The 16,653-nt window shown below is 32.8% G+C and carries 15 protein-coding genes and 2 tRNA genes; 12 read left to right on the top strand and 5 right to left on the bottom strand.

The window, feature by feature from the left end; translation table 11 throughout:
• Positions 1–268 precede the first annotated feature (268 nt).
• From CD152_RS04540 to CD152_RS04490, 12 genes are all read left to right on the top strand, one after another.
• A tRNA-Glu gene (locus tag CD152_RS04540) sits at positions 269–343 on the top strand.
• Positions 344–367: 24 nt separating this feature from the next.
• A tRNA-Asp gene (locus tag CD152_RS04535) sits at positions 368–440 on the top strand.
• Positions 441–564: 124 nt separating this feature from the next.
• Positions 565–1,266 carry a response regulator YycF gene (gene yycF, locus CD152_RS04530; RefSeq protein ID WP_012655932.1) on the top strand — a complete coding sequence of 234 codons (702 nt, stop codon included), beginning with the start codon at positions 565–567 and terminating at the stop codon, positions 1,264–1,266.
• 4 nt (positions 1,267–1,270) lie between these two features.
• Positions 1,271–3,109 carry a cell wall metabolism sensor histidine kinase WalK gene (gene walK, locus CD152_RS04525; protein WP_103214454.1) on the top strand — a complete coding sequence of 613 codons (1,839 nt, stop codon included), beginning with the start codon at positions 1,271–1,273 and terminating at the stop codon, positions 3,107–3,109.
• On the top strand, positions 3,102–4,415 hold the full coding sequence (locus tag CD152_RS04520; protein ID WP_157827336.1) for a YycH family regulatory protein: 1,314 nt from the start codon (positions 3,102–3,104) through the stop codon (positions 4,413–4,415). The genes walK and CD152_RS04520 overlap by 8 nt, the downstream gene beginning before the upstream one ends.
• Positions 4,415–5,206: a two-component system regulatory protein YycI gene (locus tag CD152_RS04515; protein WP_086037790.1), complete on the top strand. Its 792-nt coding sequence runs from the start codon at positions 4,415–4,417 to the stop codon at positions 5,204–5,206. Before CD152_RS04520 ends, CD152_RS04515 begins: the two co-directional genes overlap by 1 nt.
• Before the next feature lie 17 nt (positions 5,207–5,223).
• A complete protein-coding gene (locus tag CD152_RS04510) occupies positions 5,224–6,015 on the top strand; it encodes an MBL fold metallo-hydrolase (RefSeq protein WP_101141699.1) in 792 nt (263 codons plus the stop codon).
• Positions 6,016–6,274: 259 nt separating this feature from the next.
• A complete protein-coding gene (rlmH, locus tag CD152_RS04505; RefSeq protein WP_086037792.1) occupies positions 6,275–6,754 on the top strand; it encodes a 23S rRNA (pseudouridine(1915)-N(3))-methyltransferase RlmH in 480 nt (159 codons plus the stop codon).
• Positions 6,755–6,903: 149 nt separating this feature from the next.
• A complete protein-coding gene (locus tag CD152_RS11825) occupies positions 6,904–7,059 on the top strand; it encodes a hypothetical protein (RefSeq protein WP_157819848.1) in 156 nt (51 codons plus the stop codon).
• Positions 7,060–7,157: 98 nt separating this feature from the next.
• Positions 7,158–8,630, top strand: a complete 1,473-nt coding sequence (locus tag CD152_RS04500; protein ID WP_101031510.1) for a DEAD/DEAH box helicase family protein — start codon at positions 7,158–7,160, stop codon at positions 8,628–8,630.
• A 47-nt stretch (positions 8,631–8,677) separates the two neighbouring features.
• The gene (locus CD152_RS04495) at positions 8,678–9,262 is read left to right on the top strand and encodes an NUDIX hydrolase (protein WP_103214453.1); all 585 of its coding nucleotides are present in this window, start codon (positions 8,678–8,680) and stop codon (positions 9,260–9,262) included.
• A gap of 37 nt (positions 9,263–9,299) precedes the next feature.
• On the top strand, positions 9,300–9,857 hold the full coding sequence (locus tag CD152_RS04490) for a histidine phosphatase family protein (protein ID WP_086037798.1): 558 nt from the start codon (positions 9,300–9,302) through the stop codon (positions 9,855–9,857).
• 10 nt (positions 9,858–9,867) lie between these two features.
• Here CD152_RS04490 and CD152_RS04485 read toward each other — a convergent pair whose 3' ends face one another.
• The 5 genes from CD152_RS04485 to aryK all read right to left on the bottom strand — a co-directional run bounded on the left by CD152_RS04485 (position 9,868) and on the right by aryK (position 16,493).
• Positions 9,868–10,194 carry a hypothetical protein gene (locus tag CD152_RS04485; protein WP_103214452.1) on the bottom strand — a complete coding sequence of 109 codons (327 nt, stop codon included), beginning with the start codon at positions 10,192–10,194 and terminating at the stop codon, positions 9,868–9,870.
• Positions 10,195–10,375: 181 nt separating this feature from the next.
• Positions 10,376–10,942 carry a histidine phosphatase family protein gene (locus CD152_RS04475; protein ID WP_086037801.1) on the bottom strand — a complete coding sequence of 189 codons (567 nt, stop codon included), beginning with the start codon at positions 10,940–10,942 and terminating at the stop codon, positions 10,376–10,378.
• A gap of 613 nt (positions 10,943–11,555) precedes the next feature.
• A complete protein-coding gene (locus CD152_RS04470) occupies positions 11,556–12,950 on the bottom strand; it encodes an MFS transporter (protein ID WP_101141716.1) in 1,395 nt (464 codons plus the stop codon).
• Between the two features lies 1 nt (position 12,951).
• Entirely contained in the window at positions 12,952–14,130 is a 1,179-nt protein-coding gene (locus tag CD152_RS04465; protein WP_086037803.1) for a M20 family metallopeptidase, read from the bottom strand.
• 137 nt (positions 14,131–14,267) lie between these two features.
• The gene (gene aryK / locus CD152_RS04460) at positions 14,268–16,493 is read right to left on the bottom strand and encodes a transcriptional regulator AryK (protein ID WP_169926160.1); all 2,226 of its coding nucleotides are present in this window, start codon (positions 16,491–16,493) and stop codon (positions 14,268–14,270) included.
• Between the last annotated feature and the right edge of the window lie 160 nt (positions 16,494–16,653).

Raw genomic sequence — 16,653 nt, 5'->3', positions numbered from 1 at the left:
AACTAGGCTACTTATCCCCTATAGAATATAGGAAATTAGCAGCCTAGAAAATAGTGTTTTTATTGAGCTCCCTTAGTAAGGGTGCAGTGCCTTCCTTTAGCGGAAGTTTTTTATGTGTTTTAATAGGTTTAGGGGAATTTATATCCATGTTGTCCACTCCAATCTAATATATATTAATAATTATACAGAAAAAATCGCAAATTATTTAAAAATATGCTTGATATTTATAAAATTATCATGCTATAATCAATCTTGTGTTAAAAAATATGGCCCCTTGGTCAAGCGGTTAAGACACCGCCCTTTCACGGCGGTAACACGGGTTCGAATCCCGTAGGGGTCACCATTTTCCAATTACATATTTATACATGGTCCCGTGGTGTAGCGGTTAACATGCCTGCCTGTCACGCAGGAGATCGCGGGTTCGATTCCCGTCGGGACCGCTCATAAGAAGATACGTTTACGTATCTTCTTTTTTGTACTTGTCAGTAGTATAGAAAAAGATATTAAACAGTGGTAAATTATAAGTTAGATACTTATAAAAATTTTATGAGATGAGGGAAATGTATGTCGAGAAAAATCGTTGTTGTAGATGATGAAAAACCGATTGCAGATATATTAGAATTTAACTTGAAAAAAGAAGGTTATGAAGTTCATGTCGCCTATGATGGCGATGATGCTGTAGAGCTAATCTATGATATTCAACCAGATATCGTATTACTAGATATCATGCTTCCAGGTCGTGATGGTATGGAAGTCTGTCGTGAAGTGCGTAAGAAGTACGATATGCCAATTATTATGCTGACAGCTAAAGATTCTGAGATTGATAAAGTATTAGGTCTGGAACTTGGTGCAGATGATTATGTGACAAAGCCATTCTCTACACGTGAACTGATTGCGCGAGTTAAAGCCAATTTACGTCGTCATTACTCACAAACACAGTCTGAAGAGAAGGAAGAGTCCACAAATATTGTCATTAAAGATATTGTAGTCTACCCTGAAGCTTATTCAATAAAGAAACGTGGTATAGATATCGAACTGACACACCGTGAATTTGAACTTTTTCATTATCTAGCAAAGCATATTGGGCAGGTCATGACACGCGAACATCTACTACAAACAGTATGGGGCTACGATTATTTCGGAGATGTAAGAACTGTAGATGTGACAATTAGACGTTTAAGAGAAAAGATTGAAGATGATGCAAGTCATCCAGAATATATTGTGACACGCCGTGGTGTAGGATATTTCTTGCAGACGCAGGAGTAATAGAATGAAAGTGATCTTTAAAAAACTTCAGTCGTTACATATAAAGCTCGCTGTTATTTACGTATTATTAATTATTATTGGCATGCAAATTATCGGACTTTATTTTACAAATAATCTCGAAAAAGAGCTTACGAAGAATTTTAAAACAAATATTAATCAGCAAATAAAGTCTATCAACTATGATATTAGAACTGTATATAACGAAAATAAATCTTCACCAAATAAAATACAAAAAGAAGTACAGAAAGTCGTAGATGAATATGCATTAAGAACAGAGATAGATACCATTTGTTTTATTGATGATTCAGAAGTTATCCTTGCGACAAGTAATGATACAACTAAAGAAAATATCAACCAGAAGATCAATGATAAACAGATACAAAATTCTTTATCGCTCGGGAAAACGAATGATCGTATTAAGCTGCGTGATGACCCTGGTGGTAAGGTAAGAGTTTGGGTAAAGAATTTTCCGACTAAAGATAACAATAAAATTCTTGGTGTAATTCATATTGAAGAGTCTATTGAGTCCGTATATGCACAGTTGATGAAAATCAATAGTATCTTTATTATCGGTACGGGTCTGTCATTGTTAATTACAATTATTCTTGGGTTCTTTATCGCAAGAACTATTACTAAACCGATTGCAGATATGCGTAATCAAGCACTAGAGATGTCTAAAGGGAACTACACAAATCGTGTTAAAGTATACGGTAACGATGAAATTGGTGAGCTCGCACTAACTTTTAATAACTTATCTAAGCGTGTGCAAGAAGCGCAGGCGAATACAGAGAGTGAAAAGCGTAGACTCGATTCAGTAATCACGCACATGTCTGATGGGGTTATTGCGACAGATAGACGTGGTCGTGTCCGTATTGTTAATGAAATGGCACTTAAGATGCTTGATATGAATAAAGATGATGTAGAAGGACGTCATGTTCTGGATATTCTTGCAATCGAAGCGCATTATTCATTAGATGAACTGCAGGATATCGCAGGTGGTATTATCATTGATATTAATGAAAAAGAAAGGCTTATTGTAAGAGCATCGTTTAGTACCATTATTCAAGATACAGGGTTTATTACGGGTTATATCGCAGTACTGCATGATGTTACCGAACAACATCACGTTGAGAATGAACGACGTGAATTTGTTGCGAATGTATCACATGAATTACGTACGCCACTAACGAGTATGCGCAGTTATATTGAAGCATTAGAAGAAGATGCCTGGAAAGATGAGAATTTAGCGCCCCAATTTTTAAGTGTGACGAGAGAAGAAACAGATCGTATGATTCGTTTAGTCAATGATTTGCTTCAATTATCTAAGATGGATAATACAGATGATAATTTAAATAAAGAGTTGATTGATTTTAATATGTTTATTCACAAAATTATCAATCGCTTTGAGATGTCAGAAGGAAAGAATGCGACCTTTATACGTGATATCCCTAAAAATGGTATATTCGTTGAAATCGATCCAGATAAGATGACGCAAGTATTTGATAATGTAATTACGAATGCGTTGAAGTACTCTAAAGGAAGAAAGAAAGTTGAATTCCACGTGAAACAAAATACGTTGTTCAATCGTATGACGATACAAATTAAGGATAATGGTATCGGTATTCCTTTGAATAAAGTAGATAAAATATTTGACCGTTTCTTCCGTGTAGATAAAGCGCGAACACGTAAAATGGGCGGAACTGGGTTAGGTCTCGCAATTAGTAAGGAAATCATTGAAGCTCATAATGGGAGAATATGGGCTAATAGTAAGGAAGGGTACGGCACTTCGGTGTATATAACGTTACCTTGTGAAGTGCTAGATGATGGTGAATGGGATGTATAAAAGTATAGTTAAAGGTCTTACACTTTTCACCCTTGTTTTGATGAGCGTTGTATTGACATATAAAATATGGAACTTCAAACCTAATCTTGTGAATATAGAGAGCTCGATTACTAAAAGTTCTACTGCGTTAAGTCCTAAAAATTTAGATAATATTCACGGTGCTTTTTTACCATATCAAGTGGTAAGCTATACGAATAATCGTATTTATGGTACAACAAACAAAGATATTTTGCTGGAATATATCAACAGTCTTTCTAATAAGAAAATAACTGCTATAAGCACAAAACAACTCAATATGAATTACATGCCTAAAGGGATGAAAGAACGATTTCTAATATTAGATTTTGCAAGTGACTTTCCACTATCTATGTATCTTTCGGATATTTTAGACAGTACTTTTAAAGGGGATGTCGATGAAACATTTAATCGCCTCATTGTGGACAGCTATTCAAAAGATAATTTAGTCCTATATGTTATTACTGATCATCAGACAATGGTAGCAATTGAAATGGATGCTTCGAGTAATAATTTTAATGAATTCGTTGAACATAGCGAAAAATCCATGGAATCCTATACAGGAATAATAGCAAATGAACAATCGACAGACGAAAAGACAAGTATCTATGTGCCGGAATATCCTTCAGAGACTAAGAGGTATAGTTATCTTGCAGATACAATTAATGTAGATGATATTAATAAAGCAGTACTTGGAGATAAAAATAGTATTATCGAACGTAAAGATAAAAAAGATTCAAAAACATACAACTCTAATACGGGTATTGTGAAAGTAAAAAATAAAGCAACATATAAATTTAATAATTTATCAGAAGTCAATCATGCTAAACCTCGACCGCTTGAACACTTAATCAGCAGTTTCAATTTTATTAGTGAACATGGTGGGTTTACTGATGATTATCGCTATTTTGATATAAAATCGTCAGATAATGCAATCAGCTATCAAATGTTCTTTAAAGGATATCCAGTATTTCATGAAAATCATCTTAGTGAAATTGATATTATATGGGGAGATAGAGACGTTTATGAATATAAACGTGGTTTATATTCAACAAGCGTAGCAGTCCCTTCAACAAAAGATATCGCTAAACTTCCTTCGGCTGAAGAGGTCCGTTATAAACTCGCATCAAATCAAGAATATCATTTTGATCAAGTTAGTAATATGATGATCGGCTTTAACATGGTCTATTCAGATCAGGATACGATTCAATCTACATTATCTTTCGAGCCGGAGTGGTATGTGAAATATAATAATGAGTGGAGATTGTATCAAGATGGGAGGCTCGTATAATGGATTGGAAGCACGCGACGTCATTGTTTATATTTGTATTTCTCATCATTAATATAGCATTAGGCTATATATACTATGAGAAAGTGCAACGTGCGAATATTGTAGAGGATACGAGCAGTGAAAAATTAGACTTTAAAAAAGAAGGGATCAAATTAACAAAACTTCCTTCTGTAGAGAACGTAAAGATGAATATCGTATCAGGTAAAAGTGCGGGATTCACACAAAGCTCTTCTGATTTCGAAAAAAAAAGTGAAGAATTGAGCACAGTGACAAAAGTAGAAATTAAACCGGCAATTAAATTAACATCAATTCAAGAAGATGATATCATAAAAGGTATTAAAAATTATTTACTTACAGAGATTGATAAAGGTAAAGAATATACTTTAAGCGGTATTGATCGTGCTAATAAAAATTTGTATTTTGATCAGATGTATGGAGAATATCCAATATTAAATAATGATAAAGCACAGATAAAGTTTTCATATAACGCAAAGAATGAAGTAACATCATTTGAACAGACATATTTAAAAGATATCCAAGAAGGATTGGGAAAGAACAATGAGAAAAAGAAAGTTATACCAGCGAAAGAAGCACTTGAAGTACTTTATTACCAGACAAAATTAGAACGTGGTGATCAAGTGATGAGTGTACGATTAGGCTATTACTCAATTGTACGTGAAGTAAGGGGACAAGTGCTCAAGCCTACATGGCAGATTGCTGTGAGAAAGAAGGATGCATCAATTGAAACGTATTACGTTGATGCAGTCAATCCTGAACAACCAATATTGTAAGTTAAGTGAGTGATTTGATGATTAACATGTCAGTACTAGCAAGTGGCAGTACAGGAAATGCAGTTTACGTAGAAAGTGAAAAAGGATCACTTTTAGTAGATGCAGGACTAACAGGTAAGAAAATAGAAGGATTATTCGATCAGATTGATCGTAAAGTAGAACACTTAAACGGGATACTTGTAACACATGAACATATCGATCATATTAAAGGTCTCGGCGTATTGGCACGTAAATATAAGTTACCCGTATATGCTAACGAGAAGACATGGGAAAGAATTGAACATGCAGATAAGAAAATACCAAGTGATCAGAAGTTTATCTTTAATCCGTATGAAACAAAATCAATCGCAGGAATGGATATTGAATCATTCGGTGTGTCACACGATGCGGTAGATCCGCAATTTTATATCTTCAATAATAATTATAAGAAACTTACGGTTATTACGGATACAGGATACGTATCTGACCGTATGAAAGGTATGATACACGGAAGCGATTGTTATGTGTTCGAGAGCAATCATGATGTAGATATGCTGCGTATGGGCCGTTACCCATGGAAAACGAAACAGCGTATATTAAGTGATATGGGACATGTTTCTAACGAAGATGCTGCGTATGCAATGCGTGATGTGATTACTGGAAGTACAAAGCGTATATATCTTTCACATCTATCTCAAGATAATAACATGAAAGATATTGCGCGTATGAGTGTACAACAAATATTAAACGCACACGATATTGATACTGAGAATGAAGTGAGAATCTGTGATACAGATAAAGCTGTGGCAACGCCAATTTATGAGATTTAAAATATTCACATGTGTATAAGTAGAGAAAATTCACAAAATATGTGCATAACTATGGATAACTTTGTGCATAAATAATAAGTTATACACAAAAACGAAAAGATGTTCGGTAAAACGAGCATCTTTTTATTTTTATGCATTGTAATTTTACAAAATTCATATGAATAACCTTTAAAATGTGATTATAATAAGATTGTGAAATGTGAATATGTGATTAACTTGTGGATAAGTAGAATAACTTTTATAAAAGGAATGAATAAACATGAAAATAACAATAATAACTGTGGGTAAGTTGAAAGAGAAGTACTGGAAGATGGCTGTAGATGAGTATGTAAAAAGACTTGGTGCATATTCGAAAATAGAACTCGTTGAGGTAGCTGACGAGAAAGATTCGGATAATATGAGTGAGAAAGATATTGAGATTGCGAAGCGGAAAGAAGCGGAACGAATATTGAGTAAGGTGAAAGATGATAGCTTTGTCTACACGTTAGAGATTCTTGGCAAGCAGCTCGACTCTGTGCAGTTATCAAAAGAGATGGAGCAAAAGATGAATACCGGTAAAAGTCATCTGACGTTTATTATCGGCGGATCAAATGGCCTTCACCAAAGTGTTATGGACCGCTCTAACTACGCCCTATCATTTAGCAAGATGACATTTCCGCATCAGATGATGAAAGTGATACTGCTGGAGCAAGTGTATCGAGGGTTTAGAATAATTAGGGGAGGAAGTTATCACAAATGATGCGGTTTTTCGTTGTATTAAAATATGAAAATTTAGCATGAATTTGAGAATGTCAAGGATCTGATTTACGAATATAATTTAGATAAAGAGTTAAATGGTCTCACTGAATTTATAAACGTAAGAAAGCACCTAAAGCCACGATGGACGATATGCTGTGGTATAAGAATACATTAAAGTGGTTAGAGAATGAAGAGTGGATAGATAACGGTTTAAATGAATATCAGCACCAGGATTTAGTAAACTATTTACTTTACGAAAAAACGACTAAAGAAATTGAATTCAATGATAATAGGTATAGATGGTAAGTTGCTGATAGCTATCAAATAAAATTCATCATGATTTTTCTAGATATAAAATGTTTTTATTGTTATATAGTTTCTAAATTTTATAAGGGGTTGTAAAAATGAATTTGATAAACTTAAAGACACTTGCAAACATCTGTTACGATGAAAAGACGTTTGATATGATTAAAAATAAATATAACTTAAATGACTTAAAGGAAGTAGAAAAAACAGGGATCGTTAAACTTGTTCAATGCCTTCACGAATTAGATAATGGTGTTTCCTATTTTGATGGTTTTTACGTTAACTATAGAATTAAACAAATTAATCCAGAATTTGATTTGTTGAAGTATGCAGAAGAGGGAATTTTAAATATAGAGCTAAAAAGCTCTTCTGAAAAAAAGGCTATTGAAAAACAGCAAAGAAGAAATTATTTTTACTTAAAAGCCATTACTCAAAATATAGATATAATTACGTATGTAAGTAATGAAAATAAATTTTATAGTTATATGATTGAAAGTGACTTAACCATAGAGATTGATATAAAAACAGTGGTGAGTTTGATGGCTAAATATAAAACTTTAAAAAATGAACATCTAGATAATACTTTTGTACCTTCAAAATATCTTATTTCACCATTCAATGATACCGATAAATTTCTTGAATCTAAATATATCTTGACACAACATCAACAACAAATAGTACAAGAAATAATTAAGTTAAAAAAGAGTTTCATAATTGAAGGAAAAGCGGGGACTGGCAAATCTTTAGTTTTATATGATGCAGCAAAAACATTGATGAAAAATGATTGTAATATTGCGATAATACACTGTGGGTATCTGAATGATGGTCATATAAAACTTAAGGATAAAAACTGGAATATATATAGTATTAGTCAAGGTGTAGAATATTTAGATTATAAAAATCTTGATGCTATTCTTGTAGATGAAGCACAAAGAATGTATCCATATCAATTAAAAGACTTGATAAATGAAGCTATGAAGAATGAAACACATATCATTTTTTCTTTGGACCCTCGTCAATACTTTAAAGAGAATGAAGGAAAGTACAATAATTTAGAGTATATGAAAGAACAAATTGAAGATATATACCACTATAAATTAACTGATAAAATTAGATCAAACAAAGAGATAGCGAGTTTTATAAAAGAGCTGTTTGATAACGATAAAAAAAATAATGAGAATTATAAGAATATTGAAATTGATATTATTGGTAAAAATAGTGATTTTATTGAATATATAAGATATTTAGAAGATCGAGATTGGACCTATCTTCCATATACTAGAGCCAGATATGGAAAATCAACTTTTTCTAATTATTGCCTAATTAATGAAGAAAAGAACTCTCACCGAGTTATTGGTCAAGAATTTGATAAAGTAGTGATTATTCTCGATCAAAGTTTTGCTATAAAAGATAAATCACTTAAATACGTAGGTGAAAGATATCACTTTGAACCTATCCAAATGGTATTTCAAAACATTACAAGAACTAGAAGTAAATTGAAACTTGTTATAGTTGATAATTTAGAATTGTACACTGATATGATGAGAATTGTTACTAAAACTTATAAGTAAAATAATAACTAGATATATTAAATAAGCTAAGTGTTAAGGAGCCATAAATGTCTGAGATAATAAATGTTTTTCATAGTAACTATGAATTAAAGGGGACAATGGAAAGACAGGAAGCACACCAAAATGAAGAGTGGCATGAGACGTTTCAATGTATTTTTACGTATAAGGACAATTTGATACTTCAAAAAAGGAGTTTAACCGTAGCTGATTATAAAGGGAAATTCGATATTACAGTAGGTGGACATTTATTGAGTACAGAGACAGTGGAAGATGGTGTACGTGAGATTGAAGAAGAAATGGGCCTTAACGTAACTTTTGAAAGGTTAAACTTTCTTTGCACAATTCCTGAAGAACTCACAACTCCTGAAATGATTGATAAAGAATTTATTAATATCTATACGCTCGAAATTTTAGCAGAAGAGCTTAAAAAGATTAAACATGACGCTGAGGTTGAAGCCTTAATAAAAGTACATAAGAAGGATTTCTATAATTTCTGCTTAAATCATTCTAAAAGCTGTTCAGGCTATGAAATATCTGATGATGATGAAGAAATATTATTTACAAGAGAGGAATTTCTCCCTTATAGTAGTACATATTTTGAATGTCTGGGTGCATTACTAAACAAACGATAAAAAAACACTTAATTAGTAGTTAGAAAGAGGAGGATTTATGAAAGTATATCTTCTGCGACATGGACAAGATACATTAAACAAAAGAGGCGGATGGTCTAATGAACCTTTAACTTCAAGTGGTGTAGAGCAGATTAAAAAGGCGGCGCATTTACTTGTAGATGTAAAGTTTGATGCTTTATTAAGTAGTGATTTGCTAAGAGCAGTTGAAACTGCTGCTATATTAAGAAGTATATTAAATTTGGATAATGTGACTTATTGCAGAGAACTTCGAGAAGTGAATAATGGATTATTAGCTGGAATGGATAATAAGATTGCAGAAGAAAGATTTCCGGATCTTTATTGGAATACTTTGAAATGGGATGAAAAATATCCGGAAGGTGAGAGTCCTAAAGAATTTTATGAAAGAATCAAGCAATATTGGAACAGAATTATTAAAGAGAATGATAATGAAAGGTCCATTATGATTGTGGCACATTCAGGTGTCTTTGAAGTTATCCAAAATCTCGTATATGGGACAGAATACAGCAATAAAAAACAAAGATATAAAATAAAGACAGGAGAATTTGTAGTCATAGAATTAAATAAGTATGATTAAGATAATCTTATCAACTAATTTCTATGAGGATAGATGAAACGATTTCATCAATTTCTTTATTACTAGTATCAATCACCTGATATATGTCTATATTATTAAAAGCTTTTAGACATCTCTCTATTTGTTGATGGGACCATGAACCTATATTATCATCACGTTTTATTAACCTGTTTTCAAGAGTTTCTCTGTCTGCTGCTAGTAAGAAGTTTTTAATAGCAGCAGAATCAATGACTTTAGTTATTTCATAGAAATAATCTTCGTTTGTTATAGTCATAGGAATAATAATGACTCCTGTGTATTGTTGCAGAAGTTTATTTATCATCAGGCGATTAATCATTCACCACTCATAATGATCTTGAAAGTCTGAACACTTTATATCCTCAGGTATAACATGATTGATATAACCTCTTGCATCTTCAGGAACAAAAAGATAAGAGTGCGGTATAACTTTTACTAATGCTTCTGCTACTGTTGTTTTACCTACGCCAAAAGCGCCATTCAACCAAATGATTCTTGTTTTATTTATCATTTTGATAGCCAATTGAAAAACTTATGTTCTTCAGTTGATTGCTTCCAACCTCATAGCTATACAAATCTGGCATTTTCATTCGTTTCCACTCTTCAAAACCAAATTTTCCATCTGTCAGGTGATGAAATAGTACTGCAAAAGCTGTTCCATGACCACAGATGATGACGTTATCATTCAAGCTTTCTTCAAGTTTTTGATAAGAATCTAACAGACGTTTTCCAACTTCACTTAAAGACTCTCCGTTCTGACGTTTATAATTAAAATCCCTCCACTGCTGTTCAGCATATATAGGAAAATCCTCTATCCAAGCACCAATCCTTCTTTCATGAAATTCATTTATAAGATTGATAGATAACCCTAAATATAGGGCAGTAGGTTCGATAGTATCGATAGTACGTTGATAGGGACTACTATAGATAGACTGAATATTTTTATCACTAAAGAAGTATTTAAGTTGATTAGCATCTCTAAAACCCTTATCAGTTAATGGAGCTGTTTCATCTGTTTTAATACTTGTATTCCTCTCGGCGTGTCTGACGAAATAAATAATAGACATTGGATAACCCCATTTCATTAACATTGTTCCACAGGAAACATTAGATTGATTATAATATTATTTAAGCTCTACAGAAACCATAAACCGCTGTTTGAAACGATACGCTCAAAGTTATCACAAATGATGAGGTTTGCCTAATAAGGTTGGATTTTTAACTGAATAAATAATTTAAAAAGAGATTAAGTCAGTTTTGTACTTAATCTCTTAATTTTATTTTACTCTTGTTAACAAAATTTCACTTTAAAATTTTGCACAAACCATTATTGAAGCTTAATTAATAGTGAATCTTGGATGGTGGTTTGAAAAAGGTGAATCAACTCTTATGGTTCTTGTACCCATAATGTAGAATGCGCCTGGTGTTTTAGTTAAATAGAATGCAAAGTCTTCTGAACCTGATAATGCTTGTCCTTCAACAATTTCATTAAAATAAATAGCTTCACTTTGTTTTAAAATCTAATGGACTTGTTTGATCAGGATGTTGGTGAAAATATCGACGAATTTCTAATGTATGTTCTTTCTTTTCATCTAATTTTTTGAATAGAATCTTTTTAATGACATTTATAAGTTTCATTCTTATATAATAAAATGTATTAAATATAATCTGAATTTATTATTAATACTTAATTTGTTTTCTTGGATCATCGTTTGGTACTGTGTACATTATGGCTATTAATGCGATAACTCCCATTGTTACGTTAACCCAAAGTGCAATCATTGCGCCAGTATAGACATCCATAGATGCAACTGCAACACCGTAAACTGCACCGCTAATAGCTACACCAAATGCTCCTCCAAGTGATGAAGCCATTTTGTATATTCCTGATGCAACACCTACTTTATCTTCAGGTGTGTTTGAGATGGCAGTATCAGTGGATGGGGTGGCGTATAACCCCAATCCAAGTCCGAAGCATAAGTAACCGATAACACAGCTAATAATATAAATTGTTTCTGGTAAGAATGTTAATGAGATTAATACAACACCAATAATTACGATAAATGTACCTAGTAACATCGGTTTTTTTGCACCCATTTTTTGAAGAATCTTTTCTCCGACACGAATCATAAGTAATACCATGACTAAATATGTGATTGATAAGTATCCAGCTTGTAATGAAGTATAACCTAATCCTTGTTGTACAAATGTATTCGCTACGATTAATGTCCCTGCGACCCCGTTAAGTAAGAAGTTAGAGATTGTAGCGCCGGTATATGGTTTGTTGCTAAAAAGATTGAAGTCAATTAATGGATTATTGATATTACGTTCAACTTTTAAAAATAAGACGAATGCTACTAATACTAGCGTAACTAATCCGAAGAATAGTGGTGATGTGTATCCAATTGCTGACCCTTTTGTAATAATCACATTTAAGCTAAGTAACATAACAACTAAAATAATTAATCCTTTTATATCAAATTTAGATGTATTTTTAACTTCTGATTTAGATTCCGGTGTTCCTTTAATCAAAATCATAGCAAGAATAGCTACGATAATTGAGATGATAAAGATCCATCTCCAGCCAAATGTTGTAGCAACGGCGCCACCAAATAATGAACAAACACCGCTTCCACCCCACGATCCAATTGACCAGTAACTTAACGCACGTTGGCGTTCTGAACCTTCATAGTAAGCTTTCATAATAGCAAGTGTAGAAGGCATAATACAGGCTGCTGAGAATCCTTGAATGACACGTCCTAAAATTAATAACGCTGAAAAGTTTGTTGCGATGATTAATGCTGAGCCTACGATACTTAAAATAAGACCGATATTTGTCATTTTAACGCGACCGATTTTGTCAGCTAATCCTCCTGCACCAACTACGAACATACCAGAGAATAAGGCGGTAAGTGATACGGCGATACTAATGGTACCCATATCTGCGTTAAAGCTTTTTTGTAATGGGGGTACAACGTTAACAAGTGATTGAGCAAACAACCAGAATGTAATAACACCAAGCACGATTCCGAGTATTAATTTATTCCCACCTTTATAGTTTTGAGTAGTTTCCATCTTATTGTTCTCCTTTCAAATAATCTAATACAACTGTTCCAACTGCTTTAGCAGAAATTAATAATGATTTTTCACTAATATTGAATTTTGGATGATGGTGTGGATATACTTCTCCATCTTCAGGCATTGCTCCTGTATATATAAATGCACTTGGTCTTTCTTTTGCATAATAAGCAAAGTCTTCTGATGGTGGTTGTGCTTCACACATTTCAACACCGAAGCCTAAATCTGTTTTCGTTAAAGTGTCTGCTACGTATTGTGTAAATGCTGGATCGTTATATAAAGCTGGGTAATCATCATTGTATTTTAAATCACAAGTTACACCAAACATAGTTTCTAATCCTGCAGTAATGCGTTTGATTTCTTTCTCGATTGTTTGTTTTGTTGCATCTGTTAGACCTCGAACATCACCTTCGATGACAACACTATCTTTAATAACGTTAAATTGTCCTTTACCATCGAAAGAACCGATTGTTACAACACCAGTTTCAAATGGGTTTAATCTTCTTGATACAACAGTTTGTACAGCAGTTACAAATGTGCTCCCTGCAACGATTGCATCGTTAGCCATATGTGGTGAAGAACCATGGCCACCCTTACCGTTAACTGTTAATTTAAAGAATGCGCGTCCTGTTTGAACAAAGCCTGGTCTGTAATAAATTTTACCAGTTTCCATTGTGCTCATTACATGTACACCTAACACATTGTCAACGCCTTCAAGTACACCAGCTTCAATCATGCCTTTAGCGCCACCCGGTGGTACTTCTTCAGCAGATTGATGAATAACAATGACTTTACCGGTAAAGTTATCTTTCATTTCAGCTAATGTTTCAGCTAGCACTAACATGTAAGCTGTATGTGCATCATGTCCACATGCATGCATCACACCTTTATTTTGTGAAGCGAAAGGTAATCCTGTTGCTTCATCGATTGGTAATGCATCAAAGTCGGCGCGAATTGCTAAAGTTTTACCTGGTTTTTCCGAATCGATGGTAACTTTTATGCCACGCGCACCAATGTTTGTTTCTATTTGCACGTCTTTGTTTTTGTAGAAATCTGCAATGTATTGTGCTGTTTTCTCTTCCTGGAACGATAATTCTGGATGTTGATGTAAGTAACGTCTAATTTCAATCATTTTCTCTTCTTTGTTTATTAAAGCTTCGATTAATTGTTTATTCATGTTCTTCATCTCCTTGTCTTTATTGTAGGTTATATTAATATATTAATATTTTCGATTTATGCTTTTTTTGTTGTCAATTTATGTTATTTTTATAATAAAATAAAAAGTAGGACAAAAATAGATAAACTATTTTTGTCCTATTCAATATAGCGTTTGACATCAATTAAGTGTATAGCATTCGTTAACAGTTTAAGATTGTACTCAAAATCATGTTGAACGGTTTGATCACTAACTTGTAATTTCGGATATGAAACGCGATTGATATATTCAATGGATTCAGCATCAATACCACTTTGTGTATTATACGACTGCCAAACTTGATAAAGTGCCCCATGTTCTTTATCAAGAGTGTAATGCTTAATACGATATGTCCCTGGTAATAAGTCATTCACTTTAATTCTGACTTCCTTATTATCAAGGAAAGGTAAGGATGTATTTAATGTAAGATAAGGATTAAAATGTTCTGCATCATATACAATGATTTGGAAATGATGTGGCTCACCCACAACAATACAATTTTCGAAATGATATAAAATATTTGATAGTAATTTTTTAAAGAGATGACTTGTAAAAAAAGCAGGACGTTTACCGTTATATTGATGGAACAACTCGATGCTATTCATATATTCTTTCTCATTTAAGGCATGATGAATATGCAAATCATAATTAAGCCAATAACCGATGGTGCCAATCATTTTGTTCAGTTGGAGAAACTGTTCAAATATAATACCACCTCTGAAGTATTCTCCATTTGTTAAATGCGTATCTCCGGTTAATGTATTCCAGTTCAATAGAACTAAAGGTTTCTGGATTTGATGATGTGCTAAAAAGGCTTGCACTTTTTTCGTTTTATCTACAATATGATGCTTTGCGTGTTCGAATACAGCATCATCTGTAGCTTCGTAATTGATAATATCATTTTGATTCGCATCAAATACAACTTTTTCTATATGATAATCATATTGAATAATGTCAACAGTATCTCCAATGGCATCAATATTTAAATGAATCAATACTTTTACTTTAGGTATAAAGTCACAAATACGTTGAATGATTTGCTTGTAGCGATTAATATTTATATATTTAACATAAAGTTTAATATTAATGTCATTATTCACATCCATGCGCATTGTGACATGCTTTAAGAAATCTGAAAGATGTTTAATATATGTTTTTTCATCTTGAATAGGATCAATCGTAAGAATCAATCCTATATTGTGATGGGTTAAGAAGTCGAGACAAGCATCGACTTTATTATATCGTTGTAAATTCGAGATATGTTCATCTGTAGAAACTTCTTCTGAAATTAAATTCGGACTTTCAATCACATCTTTGACCAATACATGTGTTATTCCAATTTCTTTTTGAGAAGTTATTAATTGCTGTTGTACTTGTTCGGAGAGCAGGGCATCCATATCACCAACTTGAATAATATGATTGAATTGATGAATCATATCATAGTAATTGGAGAAAGTAATATTGATATTTCTTTCGATTTCAGGTGTTTCAATGAATTGTCGCGTATCATTGATGACAAAAGGAGACAAACGAATAATTAATTCACGCTTAGAAATATTATTATTTGTTATATATGTTATCGGTTGTTGGTGTTGCTTACGAAATTCACTAGGGGAAACACCTGCTAATTTCTTAAATGTTCTAGACAGTAACGCTGCATTGGTGAAGCCATTTTGTAGTGCAATGTCAACCATTGTATCGTCAGTATGAATTAAGTCCTGCATCACATGTTCTAATCGGACATCATTAACGAATTGGTTAAAGCCAATGTTCATCTTTCTCATAAATAATTTAGATAAGTAAGCAGGAGAGAGTTGAACTAAATCAGCCATATCTTGTAACGTGATCGGTTGATCGTAATGCATTTCAATGAATCGACATACACGTTCAAGACGCACATCATGGTCAGAGGTAAATAACACATCTTGTTGTATTTTTGGTACATATTTGATGAGTAACATTAATAGTGACATGAGTTCTTGTTCGATAAATAATTTGTAGTATTGACTTTTTCTTAAATAAACGATACCTATTTTCGCTAAAGTATTTTTAATCATTGGCACAGTATTGTGATTCGGTTGCAAATCAAAAGCAGTTGGATTATCGATGACGTTATCCAATAACTGTGGTGGGATATCAAACTGCATGAAATAGCCATTACAATTACTGATTAATAATGTGTCACCATGATTTAATAAAATGACATTACCTGTATTAATGTGATGATGCTGTTTGTTAATACTACATTCTAGATCACCATATAATACAAAAAGAAAAGAGAGACCTTTCGTCTTTTTCAAAGCATTTTCAGTATGTTGATTAAATCGTATTTGATAATGTTTCATATCATCACTCATTCATTTTTTTAGATTATTATATCAATAAATAAGATAAAAGACTCAAGACATAAATACTGCGCTAACCCCATGATGTGGGATTAAAATAAAAACACTTTCGTTGAATTCATATTAAAATGAATTTATACGGAGGTGTTTTTTCTATGAA

The sequence above is a fragment of the Macrococcoides caseolyticum genome (assembly GCF_002902665.1).
In the GTDB taxonomy this organism is placed as follows: domain Bacteria; phylum Bacillota; class Bacilli; order Staphylococcales; family Staphylococcaceae; genus Macrococcoides; species Macrococcoides caseolyticum.
This window is presented reverse-complemented; position numbering and strand designations above follow the sequence as displayed.

What these genes read in the sequence shown, in the direction of transcription:
- yycF (WP_012655932.1), top strand. Translation starts at nt 565, where the DNA reads ATGTCGAGAAAAATCGTTGTTGTAGATGATGAAAAACCGATTGCAGAT.
- walK (WP_103214454.1), top strand. Translation starts at nt 1,271, where the DNA reads ATGAAAGTGATCTTTAAAAAACTTCAGTCGTTACATATAAAGCTCGCT.
- CD152_RS04520 (WP_157827336.1), top strand. Translation starts at nt 3,102, where the DNA reads ATGTATAAAAGTATAGTTAAAGGTCTTACACTTTTCACCCTTGTTTTG.
- CD152_RS04515 (WP_086037790.1), top strand. Translation starts at nt 4,415, where the DNA reads ATGGATTGGAAGCACGCGACGTCATTGTTTATATTTGTATTTCTCATC.
- CD152_RS04510 (WP_101141699.1), top strand. Translation starts at nt 5,224, where the DNA reads ATGATTAACATGTCAGTACTAGCAAGTGGCAGTACAGGAAATGCAGTT.
- rlmH (WP_086037792.1), top strand. Translation starts at nt 6,275, where the DNA reads ATGAAAATAACAATAATAACTGTGGGTAAGTTGAAAGAGAAGTACTGG.
- CD152_RS11825 (WP_157819848.1), top strand. Translation starts at nt 6,904, where the DNA reads ATGCTGTGGTATAAGAATACATTAAAGTGGTTAGAGAATGAAGAGTGG.
- CD152_RS04500 (WP_101031510.1), top strand. Translation starts at nt 7,158, where the DNA reads ATGAATTTGATAAACTTAAAGACACTTGCAAACATCTGTTACGATGAA.
- CD152_RS04495 (WP_103214453.1), top strand. Translation starts at nt 8,678, where the DNA reads ATGTCTGAGATAATAAATGTTTTTCATAGTAACTATGAATTAAAGGGG.
- CD152_RS04490 (WP_086037798.1), top strand. Translation starts at nt 9,300, where the DNA reads ATGAAAGTATATCTTCTGCGACATGGACAAGATACATTAAACAAAAGA.
- CD152_RS04485 (WP_103214452.1), bottom strand. Translation starts at nt 10,194, where the DNA reads ATGATTAATCGCCTGATGATAAATAAACTTCTGCAACAATACACAGGA.
- CD152_RS04475 (WP_086037801.1), bottom strand. Translation starts at nt 10,942, where the DNA reads ATGTCTATTATTTATTTCGTCAGACACGCCGAGAGGAATACAAGTATT.
- CD152_RS04470 (WP_101141716.1), bottom strand. Translation starts at nt 12,950, where the DNA reads ATGGAAACTACTCAAAACTATAAAGGTGGGAATAAATTAATACTCGGA.
- CD152_RS04465 (WP_086037803.1), bottom strand. Translation starts at nt 14,130, where the DNA reads ATGAATAAACAATTAATCGAAGCTTTAATAAACAAAGAAGAGAAAATG.
- aryK (WP_169926160.1), bottom strand. Translation starts at nt 16,493, where the DNA reads ATGAAACATTATCAAATACGATTTAATCAACATACTGAAAATGCTTTG.